The following is a 23,545-nucleotide window of genomic DNA, read 5'->3' as shown; positions in this document are numbered from 1 at the left end:
TCACGCCCATTTACGAGAGCCACACAATGAGCCAAACGACACTTCACACACTCAACAAAGCTCCAAATAGCCACTCAGCATTATGGCAAAGCTGCTTAGCCGCCATAAAACCAGACGACACCCTTCTTTTGATTGAGGATGGTGTCTATGCGCTTGCCAGCTCTACTCAACTACTTAATCACAATCAAGCAACGTCAGTGCTATATTTAAAAGCCGATGTTGAAGCGCGCGGCTTACACACTTTTACCTCTCCATCGCTGCTCATCTCTGATAAACAATTTGTAGAATTAAGCTGCTCACACCACAAAGTGGTAAGCTGGTTCTAATGCGTACTATCAACATACATGAAAGCTCAGTTGCTCTTGATGACGAAGGGTATTTACTTGATTTATCCCTATGGAATGAAGCCTTGGCAGAGCACCTTGCTCATGAGGAAGGCATAAAGCTAACCGAGGCACACTGGGAAATCATTCACGTAGTACGCGACTTCTATAACACTTACGATTTATCACCCGCCATGCGCCCACTAGTTAAGGCCGTTAAAATGGCTTTAGGCGAAACGAAAGGAAAAAGCATTTACTTGATGAAGCTATTCCCTGAAAGCCCAGCCAAGCAATCAGCCAAAATAGCCGGCTTACCGAAACCGACTAATTGTCTATAAAAACGGGCGCTTTTTTTCAGTAAATTAAAGAACCAAATAGCCCATTATCACAATGTCTCTATTGGAGTTTTTATGCCCCGTTTTGCTGCCAACTTGAGCACCCTTTTCACTGAATACCCTCTTATTGAACGCTTTAGCAAAGCAGCTCAATGCGGATTTACCCACATCGAAATTCAATTTCCATACTCCTTAGAGATACGTCAGCTACAAGACGCGCTCACACACAACCACTTACAAGCCGTACTCATCAATATCCCGGCTGGAAATTGGGCGCGTGGCGATAGAGGAATGGCATGCGATCCAAAACGCACATCCGAGTTCAGAAAAGGCGTCCATCTATGCGCCAAATATGCACACCATTTAAATATTAAACTCGTAAACTGCCTCAGCGGTAAACTTCCTGCTAATGTCGATGCAAAAACGGCCGAAAGTACACTTATAGAAAATCTGCGCTATGCTGAATCTTATTTGAAAGAATATGGAATAACGCTCGTTATTGAGCCAATCAACACAATAGATATTCCTGATTTTTTCTTACACTCAACTCAGCAAGCGGTCGATATCATTAAAGCATGCGGATCAGACTCAAGCATTCGCGTACAAAGTGATATTTACCATATGCAGATGATGGGAGAGGACCCAATAGACACCCTTACAAAGCTCCAGCAATGGATAGCTCACATACAAGTCGCCGACGTGCCTGGCAGGCATGAACCGGGCACGGGAGAGATCCCTTTCGACACTGTATTTAGCGCTATTGATCAAATGGGCTACAAGGGGTTTGTCAGCTTTGAGTACTTCCCAGAAAAAACAACTGAGATAGGCCTATCGCATTTAGCACAATGGCATCTTCACTAAAAAGGCGGATACACCGACATGAGCTTACAAGCCGATTCTGACCGTATGAGTATGAATGAAAGCATTCAGCAGTCTACCAAAGATAAAAAAGAACGTGCCAAACGCGCCAACCAAGAAGAGATTGTCTACCTACAATGGGCAACATTTAAAGTAAATAACGAGCTGTATGGCATAGATGTAATGCAAGTAAAAGAGGTGCTGCGCTATACAGCAATTACGCCGGTTCCTGGCTCAGAGTATTACATCATGGGCATTATCAACCTACGAGGCAATGTAGCAACGGTAATTGATCTACGCCGTTTCTTTAATATGCCTTCCGTCGGTCTTGATGACGACACCCGCATCATCATGGTTGAGTTTAACGAGCAAGAAGTGATCGGCCTGGTTGTCGATAGCGTTGATGAAGTTATAAACATCCCGCAAAACGAAGTTGAACGAGCGCCTAGCGTAACAAGCGATGAAACGAGCCGCCGCTATGTACAAGGAGTCTCTTACTACAATGGTAGCCTGACGATCCTAATGGACCTTAGCAAAATGATGGCTAGCATCACGCCTATTAACGAAGAGGATTTTCACTAATCCTTTGAGGTTTATACATAGGCAATTAACGAAACCAGTTATTTGCCTATGTGCAATACTAATTGACGAGACCGGCTTTTATGGCGGTGCTCCCATACATAAATACCCTGCCACGTTCCTAATGCCAACCGCCCATTTAGAATAGGAATCGATAAGCTCGTGGCAGTTAAACAAGATTTAATATGGGCTGGCATGTCTATACTACGGATGATGTGTCCATATGGCCTCGCCCTTAACCCCACACAGCTCATGGCCATTGTCCGATATCACCTGTCCACATCTTAAAACGCCTGTATGGACTCAACTGTCCATACCTTCAGAAGTATACATCTTGTGTTGGAACTCCCGGACCCCTGACTCTTTCAAAATGTCATCAACCTTAGCTAAATCTAAGGCCGTACGCATAACATCGAAAGGATCATGAGATTTAAGTATTCCCATCTTCTTACCTGCTTCCATCGCCCATATTGGAATCTTCGTTTCGAGGACATTACTCAAATCTGGTTGTCTCTCCTTCAGATAGGCAATTACTGACGAGTAAAATATGTACTGTCTGACATTGGCATCCGGATGAACAGTGTTCTTTGCTCCTACAGACATCTGTTGCAAAAGTGCCGTCAGTGAAGTTAATGCATAAACCACAAACTCATACACAGCCAAACGACTCGGAAACCGAATATGGATTCCCATTCCATCTTTTCCCAAAGCACCTTCTAGAAACGCCATTAGAAACTCGATTGATTGACGATCAGCTTCAGCTTCAAACGCATACCTAACCATCAAATCATTTCTAGCGATTTCACTCTCATCAGGAAATTCATTCAAGACCTCTGAATTGCTCTTTGACTTAAGAAAGTCAGTATGTCCAAGGTAAATATGAGATAGCTCATGAAGAATGATTGCATAGCTACAAAGGTAATATGCAAAGTCAGCTATTAATTTCTTTCGCCCACTCTTCTTTAAATTTTTTTCTCTGATTTTGATACTCTTTAACCATGGTAAAAAGTCATAATCCGTTTCAAAAACACGAGAGGCTAGCCACACGTGATATGACAAACCTGCCGTCATTTCAACGTAATATGTTCCATTGCAGATATCGACCGTTTTTGCAAAAGCACCTACTTTCTCTGGGTTAAATACATCGACGACCATTTTAATATTTGAAGTTGCACCCTTAACGTTTTCAGCTTTCAATACTGATAGCACCTCTTTTATGTGCTTATCAATACTGCCAATTAGCGGCTCAAAATCTTCATACCTATATCCCGGCCCACCGATATAAATTATTGGATTCCCTTTCTTGCTCACTTACCCCTCTCCATGAATCGTGACAACCAGCGAACGAGAGCCACCATGATTACGATGCTCACATAGATAAATACCTTGCCAGGTTCCCATGTTAAAGCTCCCATCGGACACAGGAACAGAAACATTACTCCCAAGCAGACTGGCCTTAATGTGGCTGGGCAAGTCGTCACTTCCCTCATAAATATGCTTGTAATAGGGCTCATTTTCGGGAACCGCACGGTTAAAGAAGCTTTCAAAGTCTTCACGCACGGTAGGATCTGCGTTTTCGTTGATCGTCAAAGACGCAGAGGTGTGCTTGATGAAAATATGAGCAAGCCCAACAGATACCTGGGACAACTCTGGTACCTGCCTTACGATTTCATCTGTAATCAGATGAAATCCTCGTCTCTTGGGTGAGATTTTTACTTCTTTTTGAATCCACATAATTCTATTCTCTAATAGGCACCACATTTGAAAAGCGGGCCAACTCTTTCTCCAAGCGGGCCAACCTATCAAGCAACATCAACTCTCGATTCAGAGACTGATGATAGAGTTCTTTGTAATTTTGCTTCTCTGCTCTGGCTTTTCGAAGTAAATCCCTCGGTTTGTTAGCTGGTACATCAACCTCTCCGTTCGCAGTGTCAATTGCCGCAATCAATTCCCCGAAGCTGCTCCTGGATTTCTTAATTGACCCACGCTTTCTGCCAGCCTCCAAGGCAACGGTGTCCTTGTTAATCGAAGAGCCTGGCGGAACTCGGCTTGGGCATCCTGCCTTCAAGCGTTCTAGTGCTTCCCAGTAGTCTTGCATGCTAGCCCCCCCTTATTTCTCAAAAGAGCAATCCGACGCTGGTAACTTTCGAGATCTTCTAGTTCTGACAACTCGGTTCTAAGCGCGATGCTCGAATCATCCTTGCTTTTTAGCTCATCAACAAAGATTCTTTGACGCGTAATGACCTGTTCCAGCTTACTTGGCTTGATGATTGCCCTATCACAGCTAATACAGGCAGAAACCAGGCGAAGTAGCTTTTTGTCACATTGAGATGTTGTCATACACGCTCCCAGAGGTGTCTCTTTATAGGCAAGCTCACCCTTTCTGAAACGGCTTACCAACTCCTTGCGATCATTGAGCAGCAGGCCTTCGCTTTCCCGTTCGGTAACGTTGCGATCGACAAACCGCCCATAAGCACCAAACAAAGGTTCTGTTCGATCTGCTACAACTGCCAAGTATGCATGAGCGTCACTCTCAGGTTTAATTTCCCTCATCAGGTGCGATATATGCTCATCATGATCGAACTCGGAAATACAAGCAGAGGCATTGCAATAATAGAGTGTCATCTCTCTGGATATATGTTTTAACTGACTCTTAAGTGCCGGAATGGATACATTAGCTGACTGAGACACATAAAACGCCAGCGTTCGCCTAAACTGATGAGTAGTGAAGCGCCAAACAGAACCTAGCTGAAAAGCCTTCTCCTTTTGCCATGTGCGAAACGGATCAATAGCAACCAAATGATCAAAATCAGAATCCTCTATTACATATAAATCTGAGGAAAAATAATTAAATACCTCCTGATCCTTATTTGCATGCTTTTGAGTGACCAAGGGAGCATTCAAGTCAATCTTCACGCCAGTAAAACCCAAGTAGACCGCGCTTATAAATAATGGTGCATCATCCTGTAAGATGTCGCACTGGGAGCAGATTAAAATAGATATCTTCTGTGCAATTTCAAACGCCTTGACAGCATCTTTACTTGTCACCCAAGCGACTCTTTTCTTTTGTCCAACAAATTTACTTGTATCACCAAAAACTTTATAAACATCCCTATCCATAATCTTTTCGATTACTAATGCGTTGTGTTTAAGACTAAGACATTCAGAATGCCTCATACCCGTATATATATGGATATATATGCGACAGGCATGTTGTATTCTGGTTAGAAACTTACTCAATCCTGGTATATTTGAAACGCCATATTTCAACAACAATTCTTCCAGCCCATACACAGAAGAAGCCTCATAAAAAAATGGAGCCATCTCTCGCCTACGAACACCTAACTGACGTTGCTTTGAATCGCAGCGAGCAAATAAAGGGTCATGCATTATTTTTTCAGTAAAACATACAAGGCTATCTATACTTGCCAGAATTTCATTCAAAAACACTTCCAGATCAAAAATTAATAAAGATAATAGCCGCGGAGGTATTACAGGATGCTGCAAATCTTCGGGCAGTGCTTTCGACTTTTCTCTGGCTAAAAAACTAGAATATAGACTGGATATTTTGTATCCAGAAATATCACTCGGAATACGCGCCAGATGACCAACCAAAGAAGAAAATCCAGTCAGCAGCGTTTTCGTTTCAAGTGTTCTGATGAATTCATCAAGGTATTTTTTTTCGGACAATACAGCTTCGATTGATCTTGACTTACTTGAAGCATAACCAATAAGCCGACGTACGGATTTCATATAGTTCATTATTGTGGCTATGCTAACGCCGTAATTTACTGATGATTCAGCAAAATAAATCAGAAGAAACGTAAGCCATTTAGCCTCATTCCGATAGTCCTTATGAGCAAATTCGAAGTTGATCCGAGCTGAGCCTGAATCTCCAGCTAAACGATAGTTCCTGAAATCCCAAACATCATCACCATATCGGGATATTGGATCTCCTTGCTTATTTCGAGAAACGACAAACTCATCAGAAGGTACTTGAACTCCACCATCTATCTCAAAGGCGTCAGGAAATGAAGCCTGATCATCCTGTACAAAATATTCGAAGTTGGCGCGAAACATCTTCGCAGTCATGACAACACCCCAATTTCAATCAAGGTTTCCAGTTTCATTTGCCAATAATCAGATAGGGTCTCCTTATCAAAAACATCACGCTCAATATCATCCAACTGACCAATATCACCACTGAAATTCGATTTAATAACATCAAGCACTTGATCGATACGATCTAAAACAGGCATAACTTTTTCATTAAAGTGTTTTTCTGTATGCGCGAGTATTAAAGACTCCTTAAGCAGGTATTTAAAACTGATCAATTTATGGACATCTTCAATATCAGAATGAACTTTGTAGTTTTTACAAAACAAGCAGCCTTCAAACGTCCTGCAATCAGGCTCAATGGGTGCATCACCAAAAGTGGCAGGACTACTTCCGATACACTGCCCAACGGGCGTGCTTTTCGCCTTGGTGTGTATATCTATAACCATGGCCTTGTAAGAATCGAAAAATCTTCCTATTTGGCCATCATTGCGGGTCTTGCTGCCTTCCGAATAATGTCTTAGTACCGTTACAGGACTATTCTGTAAAACAAGCGAGGTCGTTGCGACATCCGTATTCCTTATTAACCAATCGCCCTTATACGCCCTCCACATTCTTGTAGTTATTTTTAAATCAAAGCCAAAACATACATTCAAACGCCGGTGCAGATCACCCGCGACTTCCATCGAAAGTGGCGCAGGCTGATCAAATGCGACTTTGAAAAAGAGCAAGGGATAAGAATGTATATTCAGTGCGTCCAGTATGTACTGTCGAAGCAGCAGGAACTTCTTGAATGTCAGATAAAAGGTTGAGGATATGTGAAAAACGACATCTCTGTTTCCCGCTCTATACTTAATCCCCTTGAACCCGATTCTGTCCCTCAAAGTATCATGTTCACCCGACCATGGGAGCTGTAACATTTGCCCCAGATTCATACCGGTATTCGCAGAAAATAGCATCACAAAAGCCTGAAATGCCATTCTGGCCGCATCAATGCGCCTATTATGAAATCGAAAATAATTTGCAACTTCCATATTCCTGATTGCATTATTATGGGATGCTCGGTGACTGGCTATCAGATTAGTTTTTGAAATCCTCTTTATTTCCTCTACAGATCGAATTTGACCATTTATGTAATCGTATGCCAAAAAACGAGATTTCAATGCAGCTTTTTTATTAACAGTCGATTTTCCCGCGAAAGGAACCGATACAGGGAAGAACCAAAATCGATTATTCTCAATAACTATTTCCTTTGGAAACTTCTGAAAATCAACAACAAAATCCGAGAGTTGATTAAATACTTGAAGATAGACAGTCAGTGCACGAGCGACACTTGTATCTTCCGGGATCTTCGTTTTATTAACTGCTTGTAGAGATCTCCTTACTTTTCTTACATTCCGAAATAGATCACCGTAAGGATCACCATAAACATACCGCCCAACACCCAATACTACCTGTTGTAAAGATGCCGCTGTATTAACGTTCATATCGCTAGATCTAACGTTATGAATCAGGTATTCCGTAAACAACCGTACGGCCGCTACAAAATCATCCTTAGAGTCAAACCCCTGAATGAAGCTTGAATCACACCACCGTACAAATCTATTAAATTGACCGAAATTTGTTTTAAGCGTGTGAGCAGACTTTTTCATTTTCATTTGATGAAGGAAGAAGTCGATATACAAAGAAACAAACTCTTTCCTGGCAGAACGATAACTTTCTTTGTCTACCAAATTCGTCGCACAAGCCTCGGTTGACGTGTCTGCCGTCATACGTCGCCTTTTCGTATAACACCAACTACCTACATCAACAGGGTATCGATATCTAGGTATGAATATTTTTACCTCCGAAGGGTCTATCAGCACGACTTTCCCGGTTTCATCGGTGGGCAGCTGTTCGATGCTATAGGAAACGGTCTTTCGCTTACTCCATGTCATCGGTATTTACCTCATTCAACATGGATTCGAGGTAAGCCTCATACTCTGATTGCAAATTAAGCGCGACGCGGTATTTTTCGCGGTAGTTTAAGTAGGCTTCTGTCGTCCGAATACTGGTATGCCCCATCCTGGAGCGAACCAGCATCAGGGCTTTCGTCATATCTGCCTTTACAACCAAGTGGGGTTCGGCCTTCGACATTTGGTTAACAAAACTTTCCAACAGATTCATTCCAAAGGTCGCCCGCAGATCATGGAAACGGAATTCAAATTCGTACCCATGGCGGTAAAGCTCTGGCTTTAATTGCTGCCTGATGAATTGAGTGACGGCGTTACCCCTTGGCGGGCTTCGATACAAGAACGCGAAAGGGTCATTTTCAGCCATGTAGTAAGGCTGACCAGCGCGGGTCAGGAACAGATATTGATCACCATCTTCTGGATATACGTGCTTCGACAACTTTATTCGTTGACGACAGCGCTCAGAATTCATGTAGATCTGCACCCGGCGATACAGAAATAGCGGTACAAGTAACACCATCTGCTTGCCATACTTGGTGCTGACTGGTGTTCCGGCACCGACCTTTACCCTATGAGATACCGCGCCTTTATACGGCTCATCTAAAAAGTTCTGCCGACGAAGCGTGAAAACAGTTTGCAACCGTGCGCCAGTCGCCAAAGCCAGAAAGAACGCCAATGTCATTTCGGTGTTACCAATGGCTTTCAGAGCTTGAATTAAGGCCACTTGCTCACCTTTTGGTAATGGTCTCAGCTTACCGCCATCATCAATGTACTCGCTGTAGTCATCATTGCTCTTCACTATCCTGAACGATCGAGTCAGGTCTGTGCTTTTTACTGATTTTCTGCGCTGAAAACCTCGCGCATCTCTGAACATCAGTGCGGCCTCGTCTTCAAGCCACAATGGATAGTCAAATTTGAAACCTTCAGTTTCCAGCCAACGATAGAAGTTCTGCAAACTACTCATACGACGTTTCGCCGTGCGTGCCTTTAGCTTTCCCTGGCGGATTTCATCATGCAGATAAGTGCAATAGCGGTATGTAGGTCTGGCCCTGGGCCGGGCAGATACGATCAGAAAATCGATCTCCTCTTCCAGCAACCACTGCCTGAAATGCGCCAGATCCCCCGCTATAGATTCGAGAGTTCTGCGCTTTGCAGGCACAAATCCGTTAAGCCTGCTCAGCAGATAACGATTAGCCTCTGCCCAGAGCGAACCATCCGGGTCAACAATCATCGGGTAGTGATAAAACACATCATGTGCCACGTCCTGCGGCGGGTGCCGATAGTAGTCACGACCTTTGGCGGCAGCACTGCATACATGGCTACCCACAAGTTCTACCGTTGACGGCTCATAGCATTCCAACTTGCGAACCACTTCGACTCTGACACGGAAATTTGGCTTCATAGACAATGATGCAACCACCCTACCCAACAAAAAGCCCTTGAGCAACTTTCTTTGCATCAAAGGCGATGAAACAACTTTAGCTTGACATTTAACCAGGATCAACAGATTATTTCTGCATCATTGACTATGAATAGGTGAAGGTTTGAAGCTCAAACAGATAGCAACCATCAATGCAGGCTATCCATTTCGGGGCAAAATTCCTGAAGTGCCAGGCTCTGCCGTGGTCGCGGTTCAGATGAAGGATGTCTCGCTAACCGAAGGGATTCGCTGGTCAGACTGTTTGGAAACCACGCTTCCCGGCAAGCGCGAACCCGACTACCTCACTACAGGTGATATTTTAGTGGCCGCACGTGGCAGCCATAACTACGCCGTACAGGTGGATCAGTTATTGGCCACCACAGGTAAACAGGCCGTTGCCGCACCACATTTTTTTGTAATCAGCCTGAAGAAGAAAGAAATCCTGCCTGAATTTATGGTTTGGCTACTGAATCAGGTACCGGCTCAGCGATATTTTGAGCAGAATGCTGAAGGCACCTTAACAAAAAGTATTCGCCGCAGTGTGCTGGAAGATGCCCCAGTAGTTGTTCCGCCACTTGCCAAGCAGCGAGCAATCATTGCGATGGCCAACACGTTGGGTGAAGAGCAAAGGCTGATACAGAGGCTAGTAAACAACGGTGAGCGCATGATGGGCGCAATCGCCAACGACTTGTACCAGACGCATAGCCACTAAACAGCCAGCACAGCAAATTTAAGACTTGAACTGGGCCAGCCACTAATTGGCCCCACTAAAAGGAAACAATGGATGAACGATACAGCCATGAGCGGTAACGATAAAATTAACCAAGACAGCATTAACAAAGCGCTGTGGAATGCCTGTGATACCTTCCGTGGCACCATCAGCGCCGATACCTATAAAGACTTCATCCTGACCATGCTGTTCCTCAAATACATCTCCGATGTATGGCAGGATCACTACGATGGCTACAAGGCCGAGTACGGCGATGAGCCGGAACTCATCGAAGAGATGATGAAAAATGAGCGGTTTGTACTGCCCAAAGCGGCCAGCTTCTACGCCCTGTACGAACGCCGTCATGAACCCGGCAACGGCGAACGCATCGACCAGGCGCTGCACGCCATTGAAGAAGCCAACGGCACCAAACTGAAAGACGCAGGCAAGAGTGTGTTCCAGGACATCAGCTTTAACACCGACAAACTGGGTGAAGAGAAGCAAAAGAACACCATTCTGCGTCACCTGCTGGAAGACTTTGCCAAACCCGAGCTGAACCTCAAACCCAGCCGTGTTGGAACGTTGGATGTGATCGGTAACGCCTACGAATATTTGATCAAAAACTTCGCGGCCAGTGGTGGCCAGAAAGCCGGTGAGTTTTATACACCGCCAGAAGTCTCGGATCTCATCGCCGAGTTGTTAGACCCGCAACCGGGCGACAGCATCTGTGACCCTGCTTGTGGTTCAGCCTCATTATTAATGAAGTGTGGCAGCAAAGTTCGCAAAAACCACGGCAGTAAAAACTACGCCCTGTACGGGCAAGAAGCCATTGGTTCCACCTGGTCGCTGGCCAAAATGAACATGTTCCTGCATGGCGAAGACAACCACAAAATTGAATGGGGCGACACTATTCGTAACCCCAAGCTGCTCGATAAAAACGGCGATCTGATGCTGTTTGATATCGTGACAGCCAACCCACCGTTTTCCTTAGATAAATGGGGCCACGACGAAGCCGAACACGACAAGTTCAGCCGCTTCCGCCGTGGCGTACCGCCGAAAACCAAAGGCGACTACGCCTTTATCCTGCACATGATTGAAACCCTGAAACCAAAATCAGGACGAATGGGCGTGGTGGTGCCACACGGCGTGCTATTCCGTGGCTCGTCTGAGGGAAAAATTCGCCAGCAACTGATTGACGAAAACTTGCTGGATGCCGTGATTGGACTTCCAGAAAAGCTGTTTTACGGCACGGGCATTCCAGCGGCAATCCTGCTCTTTAAGAAAAATAAGAGCGACGATAACGTCATGTTTATCGACGCCAGCCGCGACTTCAAAGCCGGTAAAAACCAGAACCTGCTAACTGAAGATAATATCGCCAAGATTGTAGCCACCTATCACGCTGGCAACGATGTCGATAAGTACGCCTACGTCGCCAGTCTCGAAGAGATCAAAGAGAACGATTACAACCTAAACATCCCGCGCTATGTCGATACCTTTGAAGAAGAGGAAGAAATTGACTTGCTTGCCGTGCGAGCTGAGCGTGAACAGCTTAAAGCTCAACTGACCGAGCTGGAAACTGAGATGGCCAAGTATCTTGAGGAGTTGGGTTATGGTGCCTAATGGTTGGGAGGTTTCGCAGTTAAAAGATTTAATAGAGGGCTCAATTAAAAACGGCTTCTCGCCTAATTCTGCTGACTCAGACACAGGTTACTGGGTACTGGGATTGGGAGCACTTGGGGAAGATGGCATTGTTGCTTCAGAAATTAAGCCTGTCGCACCACAAGATAAAGTTTTGAAGAATCTCCTAGCAAAAGACGATTTTTTAGTTAGTCGATCAAACACTCCAGACAAAGTCGGAAGGTCTGTTCGCTTCAGAGGTGAAGTCGCAAATTGTTCATACCCAGACTTGATGATGCGCTTTCGCATAGATCAAAGAAAAGCGAACAAGTCTTTTATTGAGCAACAATTAAAAAGCTCAAAAGTTAGAACATATTTTAAAAATTGCGCCGCTGGTAGTAGCAGCACAATGGTAAAAATCAATAAAGGAATTCTAGAGAAGACTCCAATACCTACGCCTCCGCTTCAGGAACAACAAAAAATCGCCCAAATTCTCTCCACCTGGGATAAGGCAATCACCATCACCGAACAACTGCTGGCCAATAGCCAGCAGCAAAAAAAAGCCCTGATGCAACAGCTGCTCACTGGCCAAAAGCGCCTGCTTGATAACAATGGGGTTAGGTTTAGTGGGGAGTGGGAAAGCAATCATCTCAAAAAGCTCTTCCAAATATCAAAAGGGAATCAACTTAATAAAGACACTCTCTCAAAATCTGGGGAATACGCAGTGATAAATGGCGGCATTGAGCCCTCTGGGTATACGAGCGAATACAATACTGAAGCTAACACAATTACAATCAGCGAAGGTGGAAATTCTTGTGGTTTTGTAGGACTCCAATCGACCAGGTTTTGGTGTGGGGGCCATTGCTACGCCATCAAGAACCTTAAAATTGATTTGAACTTCACATACCAACTTTTGAAGTTCAATCAATCCAAAATCATGAGACTTCGGGTTGGATCTGGCCTCCCTAATATCCAGAAGAAAGATTTGGAAGCACTATCGGTTGAATATCCTATTTCACCAGAGGAGCAACAAAAAATTGCCGCTGTGCTGTCCACTGCAGACCAAGAGGTCTCTGTCCTGCAACAAAAACTCGATGCATTAAAGCAAGAAAAGAAAGCCTTGATGCAGCAGTTGTTGACGGGTAAGCGAAGAGTTTTGGTGTAAGGAGAGTCATTTATGGATTTGAATATTGATCATATTAGGAAAGCGTATCTCTTCGTTAAGAGCTATGCATACCATGAGAACCTTAATCTGTTTCTTAAGCAACGTGTGGCAGAGTTCGAAACTAAACACACTGAAATGGACGAGGTGTTTGAATCCATACTGGAGGTAGTTGATCAAGAAATCCCTTGTAACCACAAGTATTTCAAGGATTGGCTTAAAAGTATCAACTACCATTTACTGCCGAAGCTTGTAGAGCGAAACGAAGATAAACCAAGCCAGAATACTGGGTTATTCATCAGTAATGTCCGTGATTCTGATCAATATCAGGTTTCTAAGGTTAACTACTTCATCAATGCTCCAGTAGAAATCCATATCATTGAAATGCTGTGGTGTCTGTTTGTTGGCCCTGCCCTTGAAAAAGGTATGAGCAAGGATAGCTATGGTAATCGGATGCACTCCTCGGCTCTTAACTTTTCAAAAGATAGTGACCTTTCCGGCCAAGAGGTCTTCAAGCGGTATATCGACCAATACAACCAATGGCGCGATCAGGCCTTAGAGGTTGCAACTCAAGCATCTAAGAATGGCGATGATGTGGCACTTCTATCGCTCGACTTGAAATCATACTTCTATCATGTGGATTTAGATTTTGAAAACATAGAAGCCGAAATTGAAAATCACTATTCAGACAATACCCAACTCACAGAGTTTGCCTTAAAGCTTAACCTTGTATTGGAAGCAATATACACTCGTTACCAGAAAGTTATCGCACCTAGAATCAAGCAAACTCATATTAATTGCAAAGATAAAAAGTGTTTGCCTATCGGTATGGCGTCAGCATCCATCATCGCCAACTGGTATCTTTCAGAATTTGATTTTTCTATTGGTGACGATGTTAGGCCTGCCTATTATGGTCGCTATGTCGATGACATTATAATGGTCTTCAAACGTCCTAAGTTTGATGTGGAAAACCCAATACCATCATTTGTAAATCACTATTTAAGCTCTGTGCTCACAGCAACCGACGCTAATGCCGAATATGTAATATCAGTTGCAAACAATACGTTGCCAATGCAACAGGATAAGCTCATTTTGCAGTTCTTTGATAAGGAGCATAGCCGCGCCGGACTGGAAGTCTTTAAGCAAGAACTTGATGAAAGAAGCAGCGCATTCAAATTTTTGCCAAGCGATCATATTGATAAAGAACTCGACAGATTTGCATACGATGTACTCTACGATGGGTCTGCCAATAAGTTACGCAGCATTGTCGGACTTGCTGAAAATGAGACAGAACTGGCAAAGTATCTATCCAGCCATATAACGGCTCATCGACTTTGCAAACTAAACAATAGAGATGTGGTTCTTCCACAATTGAAGCAGTTCTTTAAGGGGCAGAACGCACTTCAATTTTTCCGCTTATGGGAAAAGCTGTACCAATACTCGGTAATTACCAGAAATTACGGATTTGCTTCTTTCTTTTATCAGTATGTTGAAGCCGAAATAAACAAGATTATTGGCATTATGCCAAACTCTAGGAAACCTTCCGAACGGTTTACTAAGAAGCTAAACGAAGACCTTAATTTATACAACCAGATTGCGTTGGCAATTACCATCGGGCTTCTGGATATAAAAGCCTTCTCTTCTCATATCGACATTCTTTTCATTGAAGATGAGAATGCATTTCACGGTACAAAATCTGAACTAAATAAATTAGTCAGCTATGCATCTGATTTGCATTCCTTTTCCTGGCAATTTCGGTGCTCCAACCTTATTCGTCATCACCTCGTTGCCTGGCCTCTTGCAAATTATTCTCTTGAAGAAGCCGACCTGACATTTGAAAGCGATTTCACAAGCAATGAGGATGTCGAGTTAGATGAAACCAAAATTGCTTTTTCTCCACGATTTATACACTTCGACGAATGGCAGATCTTTCATTTGGGAAAAAATCTCGCCACCGAGAACGATTTGAATGACTGGCTAGCAGAAACCATAGAGACCTATAAGAATCGATTCTTCGGGAACGAATTTCCAGTTGATTTTACAACTGATGATGCAGGCACCGAAGGGATTGTTAAGTCCAGCCTATTGGTTTCTGACAAGGATTCTAAAAACCAGATTAACTTAGCAATAGCAAATCTTCGAGTAAACGAAGAGGATATCAGCAGTGCTGTGCGTCGAGATCGACAGCCGAACCTTAGCTTTAAACGTCAGGAAGATCTTTATAGTATCCTAAATTCGGCTCTTTATGAGAAAGCTGATCTATTGGTGATGCCTGAAGTTGCCATACCTGTAAGTTGGCTTCCGTTTATGGTGTCATTTTCGCGTAGACATCAAATTGGTCTTGTTTTCGGACTTGAACACTGGGTATCGAATGGCGTCGCATACAATTTGATCATAGAAGCGCTGCCATTTAGAGTGTCTGGCAAGTACAAGTCCTGTGTGATGACAGCTCGCGTAAAAAATCATTATGCCCCTGCCGAACTAGAGCTTTTAGAAGCAGTAAGGCTTAAGCCTGGCAATCTTGTACTCAAGCAAAATGCCTATTACCACAAAGTATCATGGCGTGGTTTGTCATTTGCGACATACAACTGCTTCGAACTATCAGACATCACACACCGAGTTTTATTCAAATCGCAGATCGATCTTCTATTTGCATGCGTCTGGAATAAAGACACAAATTACTATCAACATATTCTGGAGTCCGCTGTCCGGGATCTGCATTGCTACACAGTTCAAGCAAATACCTCGCAATACGGAGGGTCTTGCGTATTGAGACCAACCAAAACCGAGAGTAAGACGATGCTTTATGTTAAAGGTGGTGACAACTCTTGTGTCCTAACTACAAAACTCGACATTAAGGGGCTTAGGGATTTTCAATACAAATCAAAACCAGGCTCAAAGGATTATTTTAAACACCTCCCCCCAGGTTATGACAGCGACTCGGTACTCAGCCGATGAACTTACTGCACCTCGGGTACCAGGGGTTGAAGAGAGATAACGAATGACACAATACACACCCAAATTTCAGGAAGAATACAGTGCCAAGTTACCGGCGCTGACGTTGTTGACCAACCTTGGGTGGTCGTTCTTCTCTCCTGAACTCGCGTTAGCCGCTCGTGATGGCAAGGCCGATGAGGTGGTTTTACGCGAGGTGCTGCGTAGTGAACTCCAGAAGCGCACCTTCACCTATGCAGGTAAGAGCTACCCGTTATCTGGAAAGGCTATCGACAACCTGATTGCTGAGGTGTGTAGCCCTGCACTTAACGAAGGCTTGTTAACTGCCAACGAACGCCTGTATAACCACCTGCTGTATGGCATTTCTGTCACTGAGTTTGTGGATGGTAAAAAGGCCAGCCCGACGGTTGCACTGATTGATTGGCAGAACCCTACTAATAACAGCTTTGTATTTACCGAAGAATTTACCGTCACCCGCTCTGGCGGAGTGGAAAGCCGCAGACCCGACATTGTGTGCTTTGTGAACGGTATTCCTCTGGTTGTGATTGAGGCCAAGCGTCCTGATGGGAATGCTAAAAAAGGCCCCACCATTGACGAAGGCATTTCGCAAAGCCTGCGTAATCAGCGCCATGATGAAATCCCGTTATTGTTCGCCTATAGCCAAACGTTGTTATCCATAAACGGCAACGAAGGTCGCTATGGTACCTGTGGCACACCCGCTAAGTTTTGGGCCGCTTGGCGTGAAGAAGACATCACCGATGCCGATATGTACGCCATTAAAAACAAAAGGCTCAAAGACGAACAGCTGGCAACTTTATTCAACCACCGCCCGGCAAAAGACCTGGATTGGTACCAGAGCCTGACCGCTGCCGGAGAGCTTGCAGTGACTGGGCAAGATCAATTACTGATTAGCTTGTTAAGCCCTACTCGGTTGTTGGAGATGACCCGTTACTTCACCTTGTTCGATAAAAAGGCAGGCAAGATCGTCGCCCGTTATCAGCAAGTATTTGGTATCAAGCGACTGATTGAACGCATCAATACCCGCAGCGTCACCGGTGGCCGTGAAGGCGGTGTGATTTGGCACACCACGGGATCGGGTAAGTCATTTACCATGGTGTTTTTAAGTAAGGCCCTGATCCTGCACGAGAGCCTGAAGCAATGCCGTATTGTGGTGGTGACTGACCGGGTAGATCTGGAAACCCAGCTAAGCAAAACCTTTGCCTCGGGCGGTGAACTGGCCGGTAAAAAAGACAAAGAAGCAGCCATGGCGACCTCTGGTAAACGCCTGGCTGAACAGATTGGCAAAGGCACTGAGCGGATCATCTTCTCACTGATCCAGAAGTTTAATACCGCTACCAAAATGCCAGAGTGTGTAAACAACAGCTCTGACATCATTGTGCTGATTGACGAAGGCCACCGAAGCCAGGGCGGTGAAAACCATATTCGTATGAAGCAGGCGCTGCCTAATGCTGCCTTTGTCGCCTTCACCGGCACACCACTATTAAAAGACGACAAGACCACCAATAAGTTTGGCCCCATTGTGCATGCTTACACCATGCAACGCGCGGTGGAAGACCAGACAGTAACGCCGCTGCTGTATGAAGAGCGCATTCCCGACCTAGATGTAAATGAACGCGCCATCGACAGTTGGTTTGAGCGTATTACCGAAGGGCTTTCAGATGAGCAAAAGGCCGACCTAAAGCGCAAGTTTGCCAAGAAAGGCCAGGTATACGGTGCAGATGACCGCATTCGTTTGATTGCCCTGGATATTGCCAACCATTTCGTAAAGAACATCGACGAAGGTTTGAAAGGCCAGTTAGCCTGCGACAGTAAGGCCTCTGCGATCAAGTACAAAAAGTATCTGGACGAAGCCCAAGCCCTCTGGCCAGAAGGCAATAGGTTTGAATCTGCCGTGGTGATGAGCCCGCCGGACACTCGCGAAGGCAATACCACGGTAGACGAATCTGGTATGCCTGAAGTATCGCAGTGGTGGAAAGACAATGTGGGCAGCCAAGATGAACAGGCTTACACCAAACACTTGATCGAACGCTTCGACAAAGATGATTCACTGAAGATACTCATCGTGGTTGATAAGCTGCTCACCGGCTTTGATGAGCCGAAAAACGCTGTGCTCTATATCGACAAACCCCTGAAAGAGCACAACCTGATCCAGGCCATTGCACGGGTAAACCGTCTGCACCCAAAGAAAAAATTTGGCTTGCTTATCGACTATCGCGGCATTCTTGCGGAACTGGATACCACTATTCAGAAATACCAGGATCTGGCTTCCCGCACTCAGGGCGGTTACGACATCAATGATATTGCTGGCCTCTACAACCAGATGAGTACCGAATACAAGCGCCTACCCCAGCTCTATAAGCAGCTATGGGCAATATTCGATGGCGTGAAAAACAAGAACGACATCGAGCAATTGCGTCAGGTGCTGGTACCAAAGATTGAAGAGAGAGATGGTGAGCTGGTTGACGTACACCTCAAGGTACGTGAAGACTTCTACGAAGCCCTGACTGCCTTCGCCAGTTGCTTGAAGGTAGCGCTGCAATCGGCCACCTTCTTTGAAGACAAGAGCTTTAGCGACCAGGATCGTCGCCACTACAAAGAAACGGTTAAGCAATTCTCCAGCCTGCGTCAACTGGTACAGCAAGATGCGGGCGAAAGGATTGATTACGACGAATACGCCGAACAAGTGAAAAAGCTTCTGGATAAGCATGTGGTGGGTGTCGAGGTTAAAGAGCCCGGTGGCGTGTATGAAGTGGGCAAGATGGGTCAAAAGCAACAGCCGGAAGACTGGAGCGAAGATAAAACCCGCAACGAAACTGACATTATCAAAACCCGCGTAACCCGCATGATTGAGCAAGAGCTGCGGGATGACCCTTATGCTCAAGAAGCATTTTCCAAGCTGCTGCGCCAAGCCATTGAAGAGGCCGAAAAGCTATTCGACCACCCACTGAAACAGTACATGCTGTTCCGTGAATTCGAAGAGCAAGTTCAAGACAGGCGCTTAAACGACATACCTGATGCATTTGCCGGTAATCGCCATGCTCAGGCCTATTTCGGTGTATTCAAAAAGGTATTGCCGGAAGCCTTAGCTGTGCTCGACCAGCAAGTCCAGGACAAATGGGTCAAAGTTGCCTTTGAAATTAATCAGGCAGTAGAAACCTCCGTTGCAGAAAATTCCATCAACCCGCAGAACATCGAAGCCGATATTCGTAAAAAGCTACTGCCGCGCATGTTCCAGGAGTGCAAAGCCATTGGGGGCGGAATGGATCAGGCCAAGAAGATTGTTGAGATGATTGTTCAGATCACTCGGGTCGGGTTGAACGGTGCTTGAACGGGTATAACCAGATGAATGTGCCGATTAAACCTCAAAGTCAGACCATGAGCTTTCGCTACGGCGACGAGAAGATTACGTTTGAGCGAATCAAGCGCCCACAAGCCACTGGCAAGGTGTTAATTAAGGTTCATCCCGATTGTCGGGTAATCGCATCGGCTCCTGAGGGGGCTGAGAGCGAAGCCGTATTATCTGCTGTTAAAAAGCGTGGGCGTTGGATATACGAACAGCTTAGAGATTTCCGTAAACAGCTTGAATTCACCACCCCTCGGCAATACATCAGTGGTGAGAGCCATTACTACCTAGGGAAGCAGTACCTGCTGAAAGTGATTGAAGCGCCTGAGCAGGTTCAAGGCGTGAAACTACTACGTGGCAAACTGGAAGTATCAGTACGAGCGAAGTCCAGCAACAAGGTGAAAGAGCTACTGACTGACTGGTACAAAGCACGAGCCAAAGAAACCTTCGCCAAGCGCCTCGATGCCATGCTGGAGCAAGCCCTTTGGGTAGAAGAACGGCCACCGCTGCGCATACTGACCATGCAAACCCAATGGGGCAGTTGCTCACCTAATGGCCGAATCACCCTGAACCCTCACCTGGTTAAAGCGCCTCGTGAGTGTATTGACTACGTGATCCTGCATGAGCTTTGCCACATCGCCGAACATAACCACAGCGATCGGTTCTATCGGTTAATGGGCCAGGTAATGCCAAAGTGGGAAAAGACGAAAGAACTGCTGGATGGGATGGCAAATGTAGTTTCTTAGCAACCTACAAGATACATAAAATGCCATATATTATGTTTAAAGGCTGTGCTAACATTCGTCCCGATTAACATAGGAATCGAAATGAGTCAACCAAACGAGTTCGACATTGCTTGTTATATCCTTGAAAAACAAGGTGAAATATCAGCAATGAAACTGCAAAAGCTACTTTATTACTGCCAAGCTTGGTCAATGGTCTGGGATGAAAAAACCTTATTTGAGACAGACTTTGAAGCTTGGGCTAATGGACCAGTTTTGCCAACAATCTATGATATCCATAGAGGGAAATTTCTTGTAAATAAAGAGCTATTCACAAGTGGCAACCCTTCTAATATAGATGCTGAAGCACGCGACACTATTGACCAGGTTTTAAAGGTCTACGGTGATAAAACAGCACAATGGCTAAGTAATTTGACTCATGAAGAAGCGCCTTGGAAAGACTCAAGAGGAGATCTGTCCCCCTTGGATCGTTCCAATACGATTATCGAAAAAGGTATGATTCATGAGTACTATTCAGGACTGTAACTTTGGCAAGTTCGAAAGCAGAGAAGCGCGAAGAACGCAAAAAACTTAAACAAGAAAAAGCTCAAAAGCTTGCTGATAAATTTACTTCTTCAAGCCAAATAAAAGAAATCAAAGCTCCACCTCAAAGAGAGTGCCCTAAAACTCCAATAACCCCGCAAGACAGGGCTGCATCTGTCAAAAAGCTTCCTTCAATTACTGAGAAGCCTGCTATTTATTCCACGACAATGACTTGGTGCCACAGTCTTGCTGATATAGAAGATTACTGGACATGGGGCGAATCCAGGAAATGGACTGAATCAGAGTGGACTAGTGAAATCCTGAGAGAACTCGAACCGCTGACTAAACTTACGTGGTCTGAAATAGCGAGAATGGAAACAGGAGAAGGTAAAAAAAGAAAACGAAGAAAACGCCACCACCCGCAACCAATAAGCTCCATAATTAGCGAAGCTCAACAGCGATGGTCTAATTTAAGCTTGGAACAATTCGATACAGCTTACAGATTTAGACTAGGTGGTACTAAAAGGGTTTGGGGATTTCAGTGTGGCAGTCATTTTTACATGGTTTGGTATGAGCGAGAACATAAAATATACCCAGTATAGAAACACTTATATTCAAGAGTCATTATTCTACCCCATCAAATAATTGGCAAATTGGTATTTCCAATGCTTTAGCAATCTGGAAAATTTTAGTCAGTGTAATATTTTGATCACCACGCTCAATATGCCCCATATAACTCCGGTCGATCCCTGCTAGATCAGCCAAGGCTTCCTGCGACAACCCCTTCTCTTTTCTTAATTGACGAACTCTTTCACCAAAAGCAACTAAACGCGGATCTTTCATATTTGTTCTGTCCAAAAGACAGAACTATCACCAAGCAGTGAATATATCACCACGGGATATATCGCTCATTTTTCGGATTTTTGCGGTACGCTTAACCAATCATATGGAAAATGGGATGAGCGTATGTGGAGCAACAAGCAACAAAATCAACTGGAAAGAATCCTGAACCACCCAGGACTTAGATTCAGAAAAGTAAGCAAATACAGATATCTAATCCGGTACAAAGGCCGTCAATGGTACTTGTGGCCTCGGTCTGGGCGATACCAGAAGATCTCATCAAACGGCACAGTATCAGAAATATTCATGGGTGAACTATCAGATTTCTATCACCGATATCTAACTGAGGAACTTGATTTGCCAGAGAACTTTGGCAAGACCTGGTCTAAAGATGATGAAGAGGTGCTGTACGACATGATTGAACTGGCCTGCACATGCAGGCAAATGGCCGAGGAGCTAAGACGCTACCCTGCCAGTGTCGTAACGAGACTGGCTAAGTATCTGGATGATGAGAGCCTTCAAAACCGGCTTAATGAAGATACGTACGATGTGCCTGTAAGAGAGCTGACTGACTGGAAAACCTGATGTCCATATAGCTACTACATAACCCGGTACGATAATCCGTGTCTATATAACCCGTACATCCGCCCCTTCAAACACATGCGTGTATAACGGATCATTCTCAGGGACAAGTCTGTTCAACCAACGCTCTAGATCTCTTTGAGCACTCGGGTCTGCATTTTCTTGAATAATTAAACTCGCGCTTGTGTGCTGAACGAGGATGTTACAAACCCCAGAGTCAATGCCCGCTACATAGACTTGCTCTTGCACCTGAGATGTACACTCAAACAAACCTTGAGACCCTGTTATTACCTCTATTTGCACAACCATGGGTATTGTAAAGCCTACAAAAATTAAGAAGACCGAGCTTGGCTAAAGAGCCGATGAAAATTAGCTGAGGTAACCTCTGCCACTTCCTCAATGCTCACACCCTTTAAATCTGCCACGCACTGCGCTACCTCTACAACATATTTTGGCTCATTCTTTTTGCCACGATAAGGGATAGGCGCTAAATAAGGAGAGTCTGTTTCTATCAATATTTTCTCAAGAGGGATCGCTTTAACGACCTCTTTTAACTCTTGAGCATTTTTAAAGGTAACAATACCTGAAAAAGAAATCAGGTAGTTCATTTCGATAGCCGCTTGTGCCATAGCCAATGACTCGGTAAAGCAATGCAACACCCCACCTGATTCACCCCCATGTTTTTTAATGAGGGCCAACGTATCCTCCCTTGCATCACGCGTGTGAACAATGACAGGCAATGCCAATTGGTCTGCAACCCGCAAATGATTGGTAAAACTTTCTTTTTGCAGTTCGCTGGTATCTTTTGTGTAGTAATAGTCGAGCCCGCTTTCCCCTAAGGCAACAACCTTAGAGTGATCTTTTACCCATTTCGTCAACTCCGCTTCGGACAGCACATCTTCGGCTTTTTCAACATGACACGGGTGGATCCCAAACGAAGCATGAATCGTTGGCTGATCAGCTATAAGCTGGTACATGCTGGGAAAGTGCTCTTTATCAATAGAAACACACAACATTTCATTAACTTGGCGTGCGTGAGCTGCGCAAACAGCTTCAGAAAACTGCCCGGAATAAGGACTAAGATCTATCTTATCAAGATGACAATGGGAATCGATAAACATAACGGGGGCTCTTGCGATGACGCGATTATTTATAAACGGAGATTACAGTGTATGGGTTCTTCGGCCGGAATTAAGCGCGCCGGCTAAATGCGTCTCTATTTTTTGAACCAGTGACGTATCCTCTGTCGACATTTGAATACCAATACCTGGCTTCTTACCGCCTTGAGCCGCTTTGGGTGTTACCCATACGACCTTTCCGGTGACGGGGATTTTATCAGGCTCATCCATTAGATTAAGCAGCACAAAAACTTCCTCACCCAACTGGTAAGTCCGCGTGGTGGGAATGAACAAGCCACCATTCTCCACAAAGGGCATATACGCTTTGTACAGATCTTCTTTTGTCTCTATGTTCAGTGACAAAATACCATGGCTAATACGCGGTACTACTGACATTAGATATATGGAAC

Annotated in this window: 23 protein-coding genes; 13 read left to right on the top strand and 10 right to left on the bottom strand. The window is 44.8% G+C overall.

Translation table 11 applies throughout. The features are described 5' to 3' along the window. Positions 1-26: 26 nt before the first annotated feature. The 4 genes from tusB (at position 27) to OW491_RS07600 (ending at position 2,098) form a co-directional block, all read left to right on the top strand. Positions 27-326, top strand: a complete 300-nt coding sequence (gene tusB / locus OW491_RS07615; RefSeq protein ID WP_290035430.1) for a sulfurtransferase complex subunit TusB — start codon at positions 27-29, stop codon at positions 324-326. Continuing rightward, entirely contained in the window at positions 326-661 is a 336-nt protein-coding gene (locus tag OW491_RS07610; RefSeq protein ID WP_075178989.1) for a TusE/DsrC/DsvC family sulfur relay protein, read from the top strand. The genes tusB and OW491_RS07610 overlap by 1 nt, the downstream gene beginning before the upstream one ends. Before the next feature lie 72 nt (positions 662-733). Continuing rightward, positions 734-1,519, top strand: coding sequence for a TIM barrel protein (locus OW491_RS07605; RefSeq protein ID WP_075172360.1), 786 nt, complete (start codon positions 734-736; stop codon positions 1,517-1,519). Between the two features lie 51 nt (positions 1,520-1,570). Beyond that, a complete protein-coding gene (locus OW491_RS07600; protein WP_246283353.1) occupies positions 1,571-2,098 on the top strand; it encodes a chemotaxis protein CheW in 528 nt (175 codons plus the stop codon). Between the two features lie 38 nt (positions 2,099-2,136). Here OW491_RS07600 and OW491_RS07595 read toward each other — a convergent pair whose 3' ends face one another. The 6 genes from OW491_RS07595 to OW491_RS07570 all read right to left on the bottom strand — a co-directional run bounded on the left by OW491_RS07595 (position 2,137) and on the right by OW491_RS07570 (position 9,430). Further along, the gene (locus OW491_RS07595) at positions 2,137-2,349 is read right to left on the bottom strand and encodes a YjbQ family protein (protein WP_290035657.1); all 213 of its coding nucleotides are present in this window, start codon (positions 2,347-2,349) and stop codon (positions 2,137-2,139) included. Between the two features lie 49 nt (positions 2,350-2,398). Beyond that, positions 2,399-3,406, bottom strand: a complete 1,008-nt coding sequence (locus tag OW491_RS07590; protein ID WP_290035428.1) for a hypothetical protein — start codon at positions 3,404-3,406, stop codon at positions 2,399-2,401. Continuing rightward, the gene (locus OW491_RS07585) at positions 3,407-3,829 is read right to left on the bottom strand and encodes a secondary thiamine-phosphate synthase enzyme YjbQ (protein WP_290035427.1); all 423 of its coding nucleotides are present in this window, start codon (positions 3,827-3,829) and stop codon (positions 3,407-3,409) included. 339 nt (positions 3,830-4,168) lie between these two features. Next, positions 4,169-6,187 carry a hypothetical protein gene (locus OW491_RS07580; protein WP_290035426.1) on the bottom strand — a complete coding sequence of 673 codons (2,019 nt, stop codon included), beginning with the start codon at positions 6,185-6,187 and terminating at the stop codon, positions 4,169-4,171. After that, complete coding sequence (locus OW491_RS07575) at positions 6,184-7,923, bottom strand: hypothetical protein (RefSeq protein WP_290035425.1); 1,740 nt, start codon at positions 7,921-7,923, stop codon at positions 6,184-6,186. The genes OW491_RS07580 and OW491_RS07575 overlap by 4 nt, the downstream gene beginning before the upstream one ends. Positions 7,924-8,074: 151 nt before the next feature. After that, positions 8,075-9,430 (bottom strand): site-specific integrase, encoded by a 1,356-nt coding sequence (locus OW491_RS07570; RefSeq protein WP_290035423.1) that lies wholly within the window; start codon positions 9,428-9,430, stop codon positions 8,075-8,077. Positions 9,431-9,647: 217 nt separating this feature from the next. Between OW491_RS07570 and OW491_RS07565 the strand changes: the two genes are divergently transcribed. The 8 genes from OW491_RS07565 to OW491_RS07530 all read left to right on the top strand — a co-directional run bounded on the left by OW491_RS07565 (position 9,648) and on the right by OW491_RS07530 (position 21,197). Then, positions 9,648-10,235 carry a restriction endonuclease subunit S gene (locus tag OW491_RS07565; RefSeq protein ID WP_113610357.1) on the top strand — a complete coding sequence of 196 codons (588 nt, stop codon included), beginning with the start codon at positions 9,648-9,650 and terminating at the stop codon, positions 10,233-10,235. A gap of 72 nt (positions 10,236-10,307) precedes the next feature. Then, positions 10,308-11,852, top strand: a complete 1,545-nt coding sequence (locus tag OW491_RS07560) for a type I restriction-modification system subunit M (protein WP_290035421.1) — start codon at positions 10,308-10,310, stop codon at positions 11,850-11,852. Next, the gene (locus OW491_RS07555) at positions 11,842-13,014 is read left to right on the top strand and encodes a restriction endonuclease subunit S (RefSeq protein WP_290035420.1); all 1,173 of its coding nucleotides are present in this window, start codon (positions 11,842-11,844) and stop codon (positions 13,012-13,014) included. The genes OW491_RS07560 and OW491_RS07555 overlap by 11 nt, the downstream gene beginning before the upstream one ends. Before the next feature lie 12 nt (positions 13,015-13,026). Further along, positions 13,027-15,969: a hypothetical protein gene (locus OW491_RS07550; RefSeq protein ID WP_290035419.1), complete on the top strand. Its 2,943-nt coding sequence runs from the start codon at positions 13,027-13,029 to the stop codon at positions 15,967-15,969. A gap of 43 nt (positions 15,970-16,012) precedes the next feature. Further along, positions 16,013-19,315, top strand: coding sequence for a type I restriction endonuclease subunit R (locus OW491_RS07545; protein ID WP_290035418.1), 3,303 nt, complete (start codon positions 16,013-16,015; stop codon positions 19,313-19,315). A gap of 14 nt (positions 19,316-19,329) precedes the next feature. Then, positions 19,330-20,076, top strand: coding sequence for a SprT family zinc-dependent metalloprotease (locus OW491_RS07540; protein ID WP_290035416.1), 747 nt, complete (start codon positions 19,330-19,332; stop codon positions 20,074-20,076). Positions 20,077-20,157: 81 nt separating this feature from the next. Next, on the top strand, positions 20,158-20,598 hold the full coding sequence (locus OW491_RS07535) for a type II toxin-antitoxin system antitoxin SocA domain-containing protein (protein ID WP_255053851.1): 441 nt from the start codon (positions 20,158-20,160) through the stop codon (positions 20,596-20,598). A gap of 2 nt (positions 20,599-20,600) precedes the next feature. Further along, complete coding sequence (locus OW491_RS07530; RefSeq protein WP_255053852.1) at positions 20,601-21,197, top strand: hypothetical protein; 597 nt, start codon at positions 20,601-20,603, stop codon at positions 21,195-21,197. A 22-nt stretch (positions 21,198-21,219) separates the two neighbouring features. Here the strand turns inward: OW491_RS07530 and OW491_RS07525 are convergent, their stop codons facing one another. Continuing rightward, a complete protein-coding gene (locus OW491_RS07525) occupies positions 21,220-21,438 on the bottom strand; it encodes a helix-turn-helix transcriptional regulator (RefSeq protein ID WP_290035414.1) in 219 nt (72 codons plus the stop codon). Between the two features lie 303 nt (positions 21,439-21,741). Between OW491_RS07525 and OW491_RS07520 the strand changes: the two genes are divergently transcribed. Beyond that, on the top strand, positions 21,742-22,020 hold the full coding sequence (locus OW491_RS07520) for a hypothetical protein (protein ID WP_290035412.1): 279 nt from the start codon (positions 21,742-21,744) through the stop codon (positions 22,018-22,020). Positions 22,021-22,062: 42 nt separating this feature from the next. Here OW491_RS07520 and OW491_RS07515 read toward each other — a convergent pair whose 3' ends face one another. The 3 genes from OW491_RS07515 to OW491_RS07505 are packed head-to-tail and all read right to left on the bottom strand — an operon-like array spanning position 22,063 to position 23,531. Further along, on the bottom strand, positions 22,063-22,326 hold the full coding sequence (locus OW491_RS07515; RefSeq protein ID WP_290035411.1) for a YjbQ family protein: 264 nt from the start codon (positions 22,324-22,326) through the stop codon (positions 22,063-22,065). Positions 22,327-22,349: 23 nt separating this feature from the next. Further along, positions 22,350-23,138 (bottom strand): TatD family hydrolase, encoded by a 789-nt coding sequence (locus tag OW491_RS07510; RefSeq protein WP_290035409.1) that lies wholly within the window; start codon positions 23,136-23,138, stop codon positions 22,350-22,352. 42 nt (positions 23,139-23,180) lie between these two features. Further along, positions 23,181-23,531, bottom strand: coding sequence for a PilZ domain-containing protein (locus OW491_RS07505; protein WP_290035407.1), 351 nt, complete (start codon positions 23,529-23,531; stop codon positions 23,181-23,183). Between the last annotated feature and the right edge of the window lie 14 nt (positions 23,532-23,545).

The organism is Neptunomonas sp. CHC150 (genome assembly GCF_030397555.1).
In the GTDB taxonomy this organism is placed as follows: Bacteria; Pseudomonadota; Gammaproteobacteria; order Pseudomonadales; family Balneatricaceae; genus Neptunomonas; species Neptunomonas phycophila.
This window is presented reverse-complemented; position numbering and strand designations above follow the sequence as displayed.